At 49.5% G+C, this 15,007-nt stretch carries 11 protein-coding genes and 1 riboswitch; of the genes, 9 read left to right on the top strand and 2 right to left on the bottom strand.

Features of this window, described 5'->3' with window-relative positions; all coding sequences use genetic code 11:
• Positions 1-233: 233 nt before the first annotated feature.
• Together nrdD and nrdG are read left to right on the top strand one after the other, a co-directional pair.
• Entirely contained in the window at positions 234-2,423 is a 2,190-nt protein-coding gene (gene nrdD, locus C7U56_RS08530) for an anaerobic ribonucleoside-triphosphate reductase (RefSeq protein ID WP_107000917.1), read from the top strand.
• A gap of 287 nt (positions 2,424-2,710) precedes the next feature.
• Positions 2,711-3,214, top strand: coding sequence for an anaerobic ribonucleoside-triphosphate reductase activating protein (nrdG, locus tag C7U56_RS08525; RefSeq protein ID WP_107000916.1), 504 nt, complete (start codon positions 2,711-2,713; stop codon positions 3,212-3,214).
• Between the two features lie 177 nt (positions 3,215-3,391).
• Here nrdG and C7U56_RS08520 read toward each other — a convergent pair whose 3' ends face one another.
• Both C7U56_RS08520 and C7U56_RS08515 read right to left on the bottom strand, forming a co-directional pair.
• Complete coding sequence (locus C7U56_RS08520) at positions 3,392-3,631, bottom strand: helix-turn-helix domain-containing protein (protein ID WP_022359127.1); 240 nt, start codon at positions 3,629-3,631, stop codon at positions 3,392-3,394.
• Between the two features lie 215 nt (positions 3,632-3,846).
• Complete coding sequence (locus tag C7U56_RS08515; RefSeq protein ID WP_107000914.1) at positions 3,847-4,764, bottom strand: AraC family transcriptional regulator; 918 nt, start codon at positions 4,762-4,764, stop codon at positions 3,847-3,849.
• Positions 4,765-5,213: 449 nt separating this feature from the next.
• Between C7U56_RS08515 and C7U56_RS08510 the strand changes: the two genes are divergently transcribed.
• The 7 genes from C7U56_RS08510 to C7U56_RS08480 all read left to right on the top strand — a co-directional run bounded on the left by C7U56_RS08510 (position 5,214) and on the right by C7U56_RS08480 (position 14,208).
• Positions 5,214-7,157 (top strand): glycoside hydrolase family 127 protein, encoded by a 1,944-nt coding sequence (locus tag C7U56_RS08510; protein WP_107000913.1) that lies wholly within the window; start codon positions 5,214-5,216, stop codon positions 7,155-7,157.
• Positions 7,132-8,199, top strand: a complete 1,068-nt coding sequence (locus C7U56_RS08505; protein ID WP_333493356.1) for an ABC transporter permease — start codon at positions 7,132-7,134, stop codon at positions 8,197-8,199. Before C7U56_RS08510 ends, C7U56_RS08505 begins: the two co-directional genes overlap by 26 nt.
• Before the next feature lie 11 nt (positions 8,200-8,210).
• Positions 8,211-9,335 carry an oligopeptide ABC transporter permease gene (opp3C, locus tag C7U56_RS08500; RefSeq protein WP_022359123.1) on the top strand — a complete coding sequence of 375 codons (1,125 nt, stop codon included), beginning with the start codon at positions 8,211-8,213 and terminating at the stop codon, positions 9,333-9,335.
• Between the two features lie 11 nt (positions 9,336-9,346).
• Entirely contained in the window at positions 9,347-10,426 is a 1,080-nt protein-coding gene (locus C7U56_RS08495) for an ABC transporter ATP-binding protein (protein ID WP_107000911.1), read from the top strand.
• Positions 10,427-10,431: 5 nt separating this feature from the next.
• Positions 10,432-11,361, top strand: coding sequence for an ABC transporter ATP-binding protein (locus C7U56_RS08490; RefSeq protein ID WP_370824313.1), 930 nt, complete (start codon positions 10,432-10,434; stop codon positions 11,359-11,361).
• Positions 11,362-11,554: 193 nt separating this feature from the next.
• On the top strand, positions 11,555-13,243 hold the full coding sequence (locus C7U56_RS08485; protein WP_207722859.1) for a peptide ABC transporter substrate-binding protein: 1,689 nt from the start codon (positions 11,555-11,557) through the stop codon (positions 13,241-13,243).
• 257 nt (positions 13,244-13,500) lie between these two features.
• Positions 13,501-14,208: an FCD domain-containing protein gene (locus C7U56_RS08480; protein ID WP_107000908.1), complete on the top strand. Its 708-nt coding sequence runs from the start codon at positions 13,501-13,503 to the stop codon at positions 14,206-14,208.
• Between the two features lie 585 nt (positions 14,209-14,793).
• A riboswitch (molybdenum cofactor riboswitch) is annotated at positions 14,794-14,913 on the top strand.
• Positions 14,914-15,007: the final 94 nt, after the last annotated feature.

Below are 15,007 nucleotides of genomic sequence, written 5' to 3'. Positions count from 1 at the left end.
TCCTGTCAGTGAAGGCATCCGGACATGAAAAATAGCCTGTCAGAAGAAGGCGCTGCTCTCATGAATGAGGAAATGAGAGTAAGCTGGGGGACGGGAAATGGATACAGATGGATGTTCGATGTATGCCATAAAAGTAGAAAGAGAAATCACAGAAACAGGAACCGGCGAGTCAATTTATAGATTATAGAAGACAAGTCATAAAACGGGCTTAAGGGTAAGGAGAGGGAACAGGGATGGAAGACACAGTAACAACCAATGTAATCAAACGAAATGGAGAAGAAGTACATTTTGACCGGGCGAAGATCGTAAATGCGATCACGAAAGCGAACGGCAATGTGGAGCGTATTCACCAGATGAACCCGTACCAGATTGAAGCGATTGCAGATACGATCGCCGAGCAGGTGCAGGAGATGCCGCACGCGGTGAATGTGGAAGACATCCAGGATATGGTAGAGACCAGCATTATGGAGATGCGTGGTTATGAGGTTGCACAGAAATATGTGCGCTACCGCTACCGCAGGGAGTTAAAACGCAAGTCCAACACGACCGATAACGGCATCCTGGCACTTTTGGATCATATTAATGAAGAAGTGAATCAGGAAAACTCCAACAAGAACCCGGTCATCAACTCGACCCAGCGTGACTACATGGCGGGCGAGGTCAGCAAGGACTTATCCAAGCGTGTGCTGCTGCCGGAGGAGATCGTCCGCGCGCATGAGGAAGGCATCATCCATTTCCATGATACCGACTATTTTGCACAGAAGGAGCACAACTGCGACCTGATCAATCTGGAGGATATGCTGCAGAATGGCACTGTGATCAGTGAGACGATGATCGAGAAGCCGCACAGTTTCTTTACGGCCTGCAACGTGACCACCCAGATCGTGGCGCAGGTAGCCAGCAACCAGTATGGCGGACAGTCCTTTACTCTGGCGCATCTGGCACCGTTTGTGGACATCAGCCGTCAGAAGCTGCGCAAGAACGTGATTGCAGAGCGCACCGAGTGCGGCGAGGCACTGGATGAGGATATCATCAACCGCGTGACCGAACGCCGTCTGCGCGAGGAGGTTAAGAGCGGCATCCAGACGATCCAGTACCAGCTTATCACCCTGATGACCTGTAACGGACAGGCTCCGTTTGTCACGGTATTTATGTATCTGGACGAGGTTCCGGAGGGACGGACCAGAGATGACCTTGCGATGATCATCGAGGAAGTGATGCTGCAGAGAATGCAGGGCGTCAAGAATGAAAAGGGCGTCTGGATCACACCGGCGTTCCCGAAACTTATCTATGTGCTGGATGAGGACAATATTACAGAAGGTTCGAAATATTGGCACCTGACTGAGCTGGCAGCGAAATGTACCGCGAAACGGATGGTTCCGGACTACATTTCCGCTAAGATTATGAAGGAATTAAAGAAGGGCGAGGTTTACCCGTGCATGGGCTGCCGTTCTTTCCTGACGGTAGAAGATTCCCAGATGCTGTCGAACGGCAAGCATAAATTCTATGGACGTTTCAACCAGGGTGTTGTCACGATTAACCTGGTCGATGTGGCTTGTTCTTCGGAGGGAGATATGGACCGCTTCTGGCAGATTCTCGATGAGAGACTGGAGCTGTGCCACCGTGCGCTCCGCTGCCGTCATGAGAGGCTGCTCGGCACGATCTCCGATGTGGCGCCGATTCTGTGGCAGAATGGTGCGCTTGCCCGCCTGAAAAAGGGTGAGACGATCGACAAACTCCTGTACAACGGCTATTCTACGATTTCTCTGGGATATGCAGGTCTGTATGAGATGTGTATGCGGATGTTAGGAAAATCCCACACCGATCCGGAGGCGAAGCCATTTGCACTGAAAGTTATGCAGCGTCTGAATGATAAATGCAAAGAGTGGAGAGAGGCGGAGAACATCAGCTATTCTGTATACGGCACGCCGATGGAGTCTACGACTTATAAATTTGCAAAATGCCTGCAGAAGCGCTTCGGTATCATTCCGGGCGTTACGGATAAGAACTATATCACGAATAGCTACCATGTACACGTATCCGAGAAGATTGACGCGTTCAGTAAGCTGAAATTTGAGGCAGAGTTCCAGAAGCTCTCCCCGGGCGGTGCGATCAGCTACATCGAGGTGCCGAATATGCAGACTAATATTCCGGCAGTTCTCTCTGTGATGCAGTTTATCTACAATAACATTATGTATGCGGAGCTGAACACCAAGAGTGATTTCTGTGAGAAGTGTGGCTATGACGGCGAGATCAAGATTGTTGAGGATGAGGCTGGCAAGCTGGTGTGGGAGTGCCCGAACTGCGGCAACCGCGACCAGAACAAGCTCTTTGTCGCACGTCGTACCTGCGGCTACATCGGAACCCAGTTCTGGAACCAGGGACGTACCCAGGAGATCCGGGATCGGGTGCTGCATCTGTAGGATGTGGTGAAGGCTTTGGCTTGCCAGGCGTCGGACGATTATAATAAATGGAAAATGAGACGGAAAATCGGAATCACTGCCCGGCAGCGGTTCCGGTTTTCTGGTAATGTACTCTCGGAATCTTTCTGTGCTTGATTTTGTGAGATGATTTTTTGTCAGTTGTGTCCAAATTTCTGAGACGTACGCGGTGCGTACGTTGATGAAATTCGGGCACGGCTGGCGGAAAATCAGCCGCAAAAGCGAGTGTAGAAAGACTCCGAGAGTACATTGGTCTAGGGGAGGAAGAGATGTATTACGGAACCATTAAAAAGCATGATATTGCCAACGGTCCGGGCGTGCGCGTCAGCTTGTTTGTGTCGGGCTGCCGCCATCACTGCAAGGGCTGTTTCAATGCGGAGACGTGGGATTTTCGATATGGACAGTTATATACAGAAGAGACGGAGAAAGAGATTTTAGCGGCATTGGAGCCGGGATATATACAGGGCTTTACGCTGCTCGGCGGAGAACCGTTTGAGCCGGAAAACCAGATGGAACTGGTACATTTACTCCGGAAGGTGCGCGAGACGTATCCGGAGAAGGATATCTGGTGCTACAGCGGCTATCTCTGGGATCGGGATCTGGCAGCCGGCGGCGTTGTCCATACAGAGGTGACAGACGAGATGCTGTCCTATGTAGATGTGTTGGTGGACGGAGAGTTCGTGGAAGCGGAGAAGGATCTGACCCTGCAGTTTCGCGGAAGCCGGAACCAGAGAATTCTGGAGCTTAAAAAGCTGCGGAAGCAGGGAAAATAGAAAGTTCAGGTTTACAGAGAGGGAGTTACAGAAATTGCTGCAGTAACCGCGTAAGAATGCTTTTTACTTGAAAATAGGATCGCTAAAAAGAGCTGTCACAAAAGCCGGTGCAAACCGTCGGTTGACAGCTCTTTTTTGGCGTGCGATCCGCACATGAAATCACTTGTTTCCGAATGTTTAATACATTCCATCGTAAGGATCTTCTTCCTCATGAACTTCAAATAGATCGCCGGGCGTACAGTCCAGTGCGGAGCAGATGCGGGCGATGGTGCTGAAGCGGATGGATTCAGTTTCATTGTCCAGAATTCGGCTGGCATTTTTATAGCCAAGCCCGGTCATGGCGATAAAACGGTATTTCGTCAGACGCTTTTCAGCCAAAAGTTTATGAATGCGAAGTTTAATCGTGACAGTTTTCAATTCGGAATTTCCTCCTTTGTATACACACAGTGTTACCTTAAATATAAAGGATTTTCAATGTGCGGATAACTGGCTTAAACAATAGCTGATGTAGAGGAACTTATAGATACATTAGAAACGATTCACTGGTTTGGGTATAAAAAAAGAACTGCCACGCTCATGGCAGTTCTTACGAAAACAAATAGATAGTAAAAAACATCAGCTGTGAATCGCCTTTAAGGCGCCTCACTCCCCCCGTTCTCTTCTGCGTAAAACATCCGGTACTGCGCCGGGGTGATGCCGATCTCCTGCTTAAATACGCGGATAAAATAGGAGGGGATCCGCAGTCCTACCATCTCACCGACCGACTGGATCGTGGCGTCGGAGTGGAGGAGAAGCTGGGAGGCGTGTTCGATGCGTAGTTTTTTCAGGTACTGCATCGGGCTGGCGCCGTATGCCTGGTGGAAACTGCGGATTAAGTGGGACGGGCTGTAGGAATACTGGCGCGCCAGATCGTTTAAGGAGATCTCCTCCGTGTAGTGGGCATCCAGGTAGTCGCGCAGCGTCCGGGCGATGCTTTCCTTCTCGCGACTGTAGCAGTACGGCGCATAGAGAACCTGGAGAAATTCAATGAAATCATGCTGGAGCTCAAACGGCGTCCGCACGGAGGATGGAAAGCTCTTTTTCTGTGTGTATTTGCTGAAAGAAACCAGGTTCATCCGCTGCAGATACTTTTCCAGCTTCTCCCGGTTGGCTTCCGGCACGGTGCCGGTGCGCGGCAGGGAGAGAATGAAATTCTGCGGCGAATAGTAAAATTTCGGCGCGGCGCGCCGGGTTACGTTGTCCGGGTAAAATTCATCGGACAGGCTGTATTTACCGTTGGTATAGAAATGCACCCAGCTCGTCGTGGTCTTTTCCTGGCAGACGCGGCTGCCGCGGTGCGGGGTATCGGGGGTAATGATAAAAAACTGCCCGGCATTCAGTTCAACGCGGAACGGATCCTGTTCGAGATATAAAGTTCCGCTGTGAACATAGATAAGATCAAAGACATTTCGGATCGTCCGGCGCTCATGGATATCGCCGGGGCGGTAAACACATCCGCCTCCGACGATAAAATAAGGAAGGGGCGGACAGTTTAAATTAATAAAATTCATGATGTATGTACTCCCGTTTAAATAAAAACAGCCACGTAACAGGAATCCTGTCTGAACCGCAGAGAAGCAAACGAAAAACAGGACAACTTTGTCAGGTTGTTAAACAAATTTAAAATATCAATTTTATTATATCAAATAGAAAGAAAAACAGCAAGAATCTGTTTGGCAAATCCCTTATATTTGCAGAAATAAAACACTCTACTTGGGAAAATAAGAGGGGATGAATGAAGAATAAAGAAAAATCAGAGAAAAAGAAGGAATGAAATCAGGCTGATTTTGTTCTATAAAAATACGCGTATTCTTTTCTATAATATGCAAAATGTGTTAGATCGCTTTTCCACTATTTGAATGGTATACTTATAAGAAAACATACAAAAAAAGAAGCCTTTTTCAGATTATTGATAGGCGCTTACGGATAAGTGAATAATAAATCAGGAGGTTTTCTGTGAATGATAAAAAAGGAGACAAGTTTCATTGATTTGAAACAGGTAAAGATAGACGACCCGTTCTTTTCGCGGGTACAGAATGTGGTAATTCACACGATGCTTCCGTATCAGGAACGGGTGCTTCACGATGAGGTGTCCGGAATCCGAAAGAGCCATGTGATTAAAAACTTCCGCATTGCAGCGGGAGATGAGAAAGGAACGTATTACGGGCGTGTATTTCAGGACAGCGACCTGGCGAAATGGCTGGAGGCGGTGGCGTACTCACTGACCGTCGAGGCAAATCCAGAGCTGGAGGCGCGTGCCGATGCGATCATCGACCTGATCGGGCGGGCGCAGCAGCCGGACGGCTACCTGGATACCTATTTCATTGCGGCGGAGTCGGAACATAAGTGGCAGAACCTGACGGACTGCCATGAGATGTACTGTGCCGGACATATGACGGAGGCAGGCGTCGCGTACTATCAGGCGACGGGAAAGACGAAGCTTTTAGATATCTGCTGCAAGCTGTGCGATCATATCGATCGGCGGTTCGGACGGGAAGCAGGCAAAGTAACCGGCATTCCGGGACATGAGGAGATCGAGCTGGCGCTGATGCGGCTTTATCAGGCAACCGGGGAAGAGAGATACCGGAAGCTGGCGGCATATTTTATCGATGAGCGCGGACGGGATCCGGAGTTCTTCCATAAAGAAGCGGCGGCTAGAAGCTGGAGCCGCACCGATTACATGGACAAGCAGCCGCCGTCCTACATGCAGAACCACAAGCCGGTGCGTGAGCAGGATACGGTGGAAGGACACGCGGTCCGTTGTATGTATCTTCTGACGGCGGCGGCAAACCTGGCAGCGCAGAATCACGATGAGGCGCTGATGGCAGCCTGCCGGAAGATGTGGGACAACATGGTAGACCGGCGGATGTACATAACGGGTGGAATCGGTTCCACCTATTACGGCGAGGCATTTACCGTGGATTATGATTTGCCGAATGATACCGCTTACGCGGAAACGTGTGCGGCGGTGGGGGTCTGCTTTTTTGCGAAACAGATGCTGGAGGCGGATCCGGACGCGCGGTATGCGGATATTCTAGAGCGGGAGATTTACAACGGAACCATCAGCGGCATGCAGTTAGACGGAACGAAATTCTTTTATATCAATCAGCTTGAAGCCAATCCGGGCATGCCGACCAACGCATATGGCGAAGAAGAATACACACCGGAGCGGATCGGCTGGTATGACTGTGCATGCTGTCCTCCGAACCTGGCGCGTCTGATGACTTCACTTGGTTCTTATGTATGGTCTTCAAGTGAAGATACGATCTATTCCCACCTGTTTGTCGGGGGAACGGCTTCCTTTGAAACAGCGGGCGGCGTGAAGATAGCGCTTACATCGAAATATCCGTGGAACGGCTCCGTTACCTACACGGTAGAACCGGAGCAGGCGGGAGCAGAATTTACTTTGGCAGTCCGTTATCCGGGCTGGTGCCATCAGATGCAGGTGAAGGTCAATGGCATACCGGTTTCCGGGGCAGTCAAGACAGACAAGGGCTACTGGATGATCCAGAGAAGCTGGCAGCCTGGTGATACTGTTTCCTGCGAGATGGAGATGGAGCCGGAGCGGGTCTATGCACACCCGATGGTGCGGGCGGATGCCGGATGCGTGGCACTCAGACGCGGACCAATCATCTACACCTTTGAGGGCGTGGACAACGGAGAGGATCTTCAGACACTGCGGATTCCGCGGGAGGCGAAGATTGAAGTGCTTCCGTATCAGGCGGATCTGCTGGAAGGTATCGTGGCGCTGCGCGTGACGGGCTGCCGGAAGAAAACGGCGGTTAATCCGGCGCTTTATGCAGAAGATGCGGCACCGGAAGAGGTGGTAACCCTGCAGGCAATTCCGTACTATGCATGGTGCAACCGCGGCATGACGCATATGCGCGTGTGGATGCAGGAATAGAGAGATAAAACCGTTTGTCTTATTTTATACTTCGGAGTTGAAAGAATATCCGGGCTATAAGAGAAGGAGAGAGACGTATTATATTAAGAAAGAAGGGAGTACGGACATGAAGAAATATATCGGAAAACGTATCATGATTTCTCTTGTCACGCTTCTGATCATCATCCTGGTACTTTTTATGCTGCTGCAGCTGATGCCGGGATCTCCGTTCAACGATGAAAAGCTGACCGCGGATCAGATTGCGATGATGTCGAAGAAATATGGACTGGACAAACCGTTGATCGTACAGTTTTTCACGTATGTGAAGAACCTGCTGCAGGGCGATTTTGGTGTATCGTATGTTATCTCCAAGGATACCTCCATCTCGGTTCTGTTAAAGAACCGTGTGCCGGTCAGCTTTGGAATCGGACTGGAGGCAGTTTCCTTCGGTGCGGTAGTCGGACTGATTTTAGGTATTCTGGCAGCGCTCAAGAAAAATAGCTGGCTTGATACCATCTGTACTGTGATTTCAGTTCTGGGCGTCAGCCTTCCGTCCTATGTTTTTGCATTGGTTATGGCATATTTCATCGGCTACAAGGCACAGTGGCTGCCGCTTCTGTTTGACGGCAAGAAGTTCTTCGCATCGTCGATCATGCCGATGCTGGCGCTGTCGATGTTTACGGTAGCGACGGTGGCTCGATTTACGAGAACCTCCCTTCTGGAGGTGCTGGACAGCGACTACATGCTGCTTGCGGAGAGCAAGGGAATCACGGGACGCCCGCTTCTGGTGCGCCATGCACTTCGAAACGCGCTGATCCCGATCATTACGGTACTGGCGCCGCTGGTTGTCGATCTGATGATTGGTTCCCTGGTTATCGAGAAGATCTTCTCGATTCCGGGCATCGGAAGTTTAATGATTGCAGCGATTCAGTCCAACGATTACAACGTGACGATTTCGCTGGCATTTATCTACAGTGTCATGTACATTGTCCTGATGCTGGTGGTTGACGTCCTGTACGGAATTATCGACCCGAGAATCCGTCTGGCGAAGAAATCGGATTGAGAGGTGATGGCATGAAAAAACGGAGTGACGAAAAGACAGATGAGAAAATGACAGGCGGGGATGCGGCTTCCGTTCGGGAGCATGTGTTATCACCCGAAGAATATTTAAGCCAGATCGAATTTCTGGACGATGATTTTGAATTCCAGCACAAAGACGGCTTTGAACATGTCGATACAAACTTTGCAAGCCAGAGCTACTGGAAAGAGGCAATTGCACGGTTTAAGAAAAATAAGGGCGCAATGTTCAGCTTTGTCTGTATTCTGTTTCTGATTGTGATGGCGCTTGTCGGACCTCACATGAACCAGTTTACCTACGATCAGCAGATTATTACCAACCAGAACATGGCGCCGAGAGTGCCGGGGCTGGAAAATATGGGTATCTTAGATGGTTCTGAGACGATCCGTACATCCACCGGAAGCAAAGAAATCAACTATTATGAGAGCAACAGTCTGACCGATACCTACTACTGGTTTGGTTCCGATTCGCTGGGACGCGACCTCTGGACCAGGACCTGGAGCGGAACGCGGATCAGCCTCTATGTAGCGGTTCTGGCGGTATTCATCGACCTTGCGTTTGGTCTGACGTATGGACTTGTATCCGGATATTTCGGCGGAAAAGTCGATATGATCATGCAGCGTATCGTCGAGATACTAAACAGTATTCCGTACCTGATCACGGTTACCCTGCTTTTGTTAGTTATGAAACCGGGGCTTATGTCTATCACGTTCGCCCTGATGTTTTCCGGGTGGCTGGGCATGAGCCGAATCGCCCGCGCGGAGGTCTTAAAGCTGAAAGAGCAGGAATATGTGCTTGCTTCCCGGACGCTGGGAGCAAAGAGTTTCCGCATTATTTTCAAAGAGATTTTACCAAATATTTTTGGTCCTTTGATCACACAGACGATGTTCTCGATCCCGCATGCGATCTTTACCGAGGCATTCTTAGCCTTTATTGGCCTGGGGGTGCCGGAGCCGATGGCTTCGCTGGGTTCCCTGATTTCGAGTGGATATCAGAACTTTACAAGCCATCCGTACATGATCGTGTTCCCGTTAATTGTCATGGGACTTCTGATGCTGTGCTTTAACATGCTGGCGGATGGTCTGCGTGATGCATTGGATCCGAAGATGAAGGATATGTAGGAGGAAATGGCATGGAGAAAAAAGAAGAAATTTTACGAGTGCGGAATCTGGACATTTCCTTCGAGACGACAGCCGGAGTGGTCAATGCCGTCCGGGGCGTCAACCTGACGGTAAACCGGGGCGAGACGGTTGCAATCGTTGGGGAATCCGGTTCCGGTAAATCGGTTTCTGCGAAGGCGATCATGGGAATCCTGGCAAAGAACGGAACGATCGACCGCGGACAGATCACATTTTCATATTATCGTAACCCGGAGGAACGGGTCACCAGAGAAATTCTGCAGATGAAAAAAGAGGAAATCCGCCGCCATATCAACGGAAAACGGATCGCGATGGTCTTCCAGGATCCGATGACCTCCTTAAACCCGCTGATGCCGGTTGGGAAACAGATCATGGAAGGCATGATCTGGCATTATCATACACCGAAGGAAGAGGCATATAAGAAGGCGCTGGAGCTGATGAAGCTGGTCGGCATCACCGACGCGGAGAAGCGAATCAAAAACTATCCGCACCAGCTCTCCGGTGGTATGCGCCAGAGAATCGTCATTGCGATCGCACTGGCGTGCGATCCGGAGCTTTTAATCTGCGACGAGCCGACGACGGCGCTGGACGTTACGATTCAGTCGAAGATTCTGGAACTGATTCAGGAGATTCAGAAAAAACGGCAGCTGTCGGTTATCTATATCACGCACGATCTGGGTGTCGTTGCGAAGGTTGCCGATTATGTCAACGTCATGTATGCAGGCAAGATCGTCGAGAGCGGCACGGTCGAGGATGTATTCTACGATCCGTGCCACCCGTACACATGGGGACTTCTCTCCGCGATGCCAGATCTGGGAACGGACGACGAACGTCTTTACACAATCCCGGGCAGCCCGCCAAACCTGCTTCACAAGGTAACGGGTGATGCGTTTGCACCGCGGAATAAATATGCGTTAAACATTGACAGTCGTCTGGAGCCGCCGATGTTCAAGATATCGGAGACACACAGCGCCGCGACATGGCTGCTGCATCCGAAGGCGCCGAAGGTCGATATGCCGCCGGAGCTTCGGGATCGAATTGAGAGAATGAAGAAAGAGGGGGGAATCGCATGAGTGCAGTGACAGAGACAAACAAAAAGCCCCTTCTGGAAGTAAAAGGACTCAAGCAGTACTTTCCGGTCAGCCGGAAATTTACCGTAAAAGCGGTTGAGGATGTCAGTTTTTATATCAATCCGGGCGAGACCTATGGTCTTGTGGGGGAATCCGGATCGGGAAAGACGACGATCGGGCGGGCGCTGATCCGCCTCTACGATCCGACCGCAGGACAAATTACCTTTGACGGGATGGATATTTCCGGAAAAATGAGCCGCCAGACAGAGGCGAGACTCAGAAGTGATATGCAGATGATTTTCCAGGATCCGATGGCATGTTTAAATCCGCGCCAGAAAGTAGCGGATATCATTGCACAGGGGCTGGATATCCATCACCGGTACCATTCCCAGAAAGAGCGGACCGAGATGGTGGCAGACATCCTCCACAAGGTAGGTCTGGCGCCGGAACATGCAAACCGGTACCCGCATCAGTTTTCCGGTGGTCAGCGGCAGCGTGTCGGCATCGCCCGGGCGCTTGTCATGAACCCGAAGCTGATCATTGCCGATGAGTGTATCTCGGCGCTCGATATGTCCATTCAGGCGCAGGTTGTCAACCTGATGAAGGACATCCAGGACGAGACGGGGCTTGCATACCTCTTCATCGCCCACGACCTCTCGATGGTTAAATATATTTCCGACCGCATCGGCGTTCTTCATCTGGGCTACCTTTTGGAGACGGGCACGACGGAGGAGATTTTCTCCCATCCGGTACATCCGTACACCCGAAGCCTGATTTCGGCGATCCCGAACCCGAACCCGGTGGTAGAGCGCAGCCGGATTGCACTGCACTATGATTATAAGACGAGCGGCCTGGATTACGGCGCAGGTACGATGCATCAGATTGAGGGCACACATTTTGTGCGCGGAACCGATGCAGATTTGGAAAAATGGGTGTAGATTTAAAAGAAAGCCGATGCATTCCGGCACAAAATCAACCATAATAAATGTGATAAAATGACCTGTTTAGCGGGTGATTTTATAGATGAGCCGAACCAGCAGACAACTGAGGATAGACAGCCGGGACCAGGAAATGCAGCATGAAACGGGAATGGTTTGGTTTTATTAAAAAAACAAAAAAGGAGGAAGTATTATGAAGCTAAAAAAAGTAATGGCGTGGACGCTGGCTTCTGCTATGTTTGCTGGACTTTTAGCAGGCTGCGGCGGATCGACCCAGACAACAGAGACAGCAGCGGCTGAATCTGGAAGCGCAGAGGGCGGCAGCTCGGCTGAGGGCGGCAAGGTGCTTCGCTATCAGGCAAGCACTCTGGTAGACTCCCTGGATCCGGCACTTTCCAACGACTACACATCCAGTGGTGTTATCTCCCAGTTTATGATGGGTCTGATGACCAAGGATGAGTCAGGTGCTCCGGTTTACGGCGTGGCGGAGAGTGAGGAGAAGTCCGAGGATGGTCTGACCCTGACCTTCAAGATCCGTGACGACGCAAAATGGTCCAACGGCGATCCGGTAACGGCAAACGATTTCGTTTACGCATGGAGACGAGTAGCCGATCCGGCAACTGCAAGTGATTACCAGTTCTTTATCACAACCGCCTGCATCGCAAATGCAGAAGAGGTAACAACAGGTGAAAAACCGGTTGAGGAACTGGGTGTAGAGGCAGCGGACGATAAGACATTAGTCGTAACTTTAAGCTCCCCGTGTGCTATCTTTGATTACCTGATGGCATCCGGCGCATGCTTCCTGCCTTTAAATCAGAAATTTGTAGAGAGCTGCGGCGGCAACTTTGCAACTTCCGCAGATACCCTGTTAGCAGATGGTCCGTTCAAGGTATCTTCCTATGAGCCGTCTGCCATGAAGGTAGAATTAGTAAAGAATGATCAGTTCTTCGGTGCATCCGATGTCAAACTGGACGGTGTTGAGTTCTCGATCATTACCGACAGCCAGACAGCAGCCCTTTCTTTTGAAAATGGCGATCTGGACGTTGTAACCTTAAGCGGTAACCTGGTAGAGCAGTATGAGGATGATCCGAGATTCTCCACCAGAAGTGACGGTTACAACTGGTATCTGACCCCGAACATGAAGAAAGAGGGGCTTGACAATGTAAATATCCGTAAGGCACTGGCAAAATCGTATGACAAAGAAGCGATCACAACCCGTGTTCTGAAAGATGGTTCCACACCGATGGATTACTTCGTACCGCAGGGTCTTGCTACCAATGAAAAAGGCGAAGATTTCCGCGAGGCAGCAGGCAGCGCATACGACAGCTGGACCTACGATGTAGAGGCAGCAAAAGAGCTGTGGAAGACAGGTCTTGGCGAGCTTGGAAAAGATTCCTTATCTTTTACCTTAATGTGTGAAGATACCGATTCTGCACAGGCTGTTGCACAGTTCCTGCAGAGCGAGTGGCAGAACAATCTGCCGGGTCTGACCATCGAACTTCAGGTACTTCCGAAGAAAGCCCGTCTGGAATACATGCAGAAAGGTGAATATGATATCGGTCTTACCCGCTGGGGTCCGGACTACGCAGATCCGATGACTGATCTGGATATGTGGATAACCGGCAGCTCCACCAACTACTCCCAGTTCTCCGATGCAGACTACGATGCAACCATCCAGTCCGCAAAGAAGGGCGATCTGGCACTCGACCAGGATGCTCGTTGGGAAGCTTTAGTTGGCTGTGAGAAGACGCTGGCAGATCAGTGTGTTCTGTTCCCGATTTACGGACAGTCTGTAGCCGTTATGACCAATCCGGATGTAAGCGGTATCCAGTACTACTCCGTAGGGCTTCCTTATCTGTTCATCAATGTAGATAAAAAGTAATAAATAAAAACAGATGGATCAAAATCTGAAATGATTTTAGATTCAAAGCGGACCGCAGAGTGAGAAAATGTACCCTGCGGTTCGTTTTTTTTGTTATTTTATGGCATTTTCGCTGTCAAACTGCAGCCTGCTTGTAACGGTTCACAGGTGGGAATTTTCTGAACTGAAAATTCCGTACGATACAGTAAGGGATGATTTACACGAATCGGAAATGATGATACAATCATAGAAATAGTACAGAGTATTGAGGTGGAAAGATGGCAGGGAAAAAACGAAACAGCAGCTTTGAAATACTGACAGCCATGCAGGACTTAAACACCCCGGCGGGAGCACTCCAGCTGGCGCAGATCCTGCATCTTCCGTCCGCCAGCATTGGGCGGGAGCTTCTGGATCTGGAGAAAGCAGGGCTGCTTGTCAAGGTGCAGAACAAGGGGCGGATCCTGACGCCGCAGGGCGAACGCTTTTTGGAAGAAGAACGGTCACGCCGGGAGAAGATGAAGGCGGCGAATGAGCTTATCGAGGCGGCGTCGATGGAGACAGAAAGCGGGCTGGAGGATATTCTTTTGGTGCGGAAACTCCTGGAGGGATATGCGGCGGAGGCATGTGCAGAGCGGATTGAGCCGAAGGAACTTCAGAAATTAAAAGATCTGCAGGCAGACTATCTCTATGCAATCCGCCATGGAAGGGCGGGAAGCGAGGAAGATCTGGCGTTCCATCTGAAAATCGCGCATCTCTCAGGCAGCCCGTCTATCTTGCGGATGTTAAAGCTCATCCTGACCGACCAGGACGCTTATGCGCGCTTCAACCAGGCAGCAGTCCGCTCTGACGAAGTCCGGGAAAATGAACACGAAAGCCTTCTGGCAGCGATTGAAGCCGGAGACGGGGCACTGGCGCGCCGGGAGATGGAGCGGCATCTGGAGCATGTAGGGGAGAACCTGCAGGCGTATTTTGCGGGGAGAAAGTAGGATTTGTACGGATTATAAATAAGAAAAAATTTATGCAAATCACATCTTCGATGCGGAATTTGTATGTGCAAGAATTCTGTTCTTAAATATGCTTGCGTTATCTGAAATAAAAAATAATGGTTTGCAGAATAAAATTTAAAACAGAAAAAGAAAATGAAAAAAGGATACTTAAAAATGTGAGGATTTATAGCGGATAAATAACAGATATTCATGTTTGATTATGAATCAAAAAGATATAAATTTCATATAAGTGAAAACCAAGTGAACAAAATTCACGTTTAAACAAATGAAAATGAAAAATTATGAAAGCGTGTGAACCGTTATTTTTTTAAAAAATACTCGATCAAATAGTAGAAAGGAAGAATACAAATCTTCAAATAATACAACATTTGAACGGAAGTTATGCTGAAATTCTGTAAGTAAACAGATATTACAAGGGTAAAATAGCATGTTGAAAATCCCGTATTGAGGTAAAATAAGGGGCGAACAAGTGTCCTGTCGATGTAAAAAATTTCAAAATTATGAAAAATGAGATTGACTTTCGATGAAAAGCAGAGTACCATAGAGGTATCAAAACCAAAATAGAAACAATCTGTTTTTCGAGCCGAAATTGCTAAGCGGGAAACCGTATGCAGTCAGGCCAATGGGTACATCTGGAAATGGAAGTGCCTTCCGCATTTGAAAAGAAAGAGAGATTCGCTTTACATCGATGGATACGGGAAGCTGTCAGGCTTCTTGTATAGATAGGGTATATATGTGCTGACAGATAGGTATAGATATAGGTGTATCCATATCTATA

It is taken from the genome of Clostridium fessum (assembly GCF_003024715.1).
Lineage (GTDB): Bacteria > Bacillota > Clostridia > Lachnospirales > Lachnospiraceae > Otoolea > Otoolea fessa.
The sequence above is the reverse complement of the archived record's forward strand: the minus strand, read 5'-3'. Positions and strand labels throughout refer to the sequence as shown.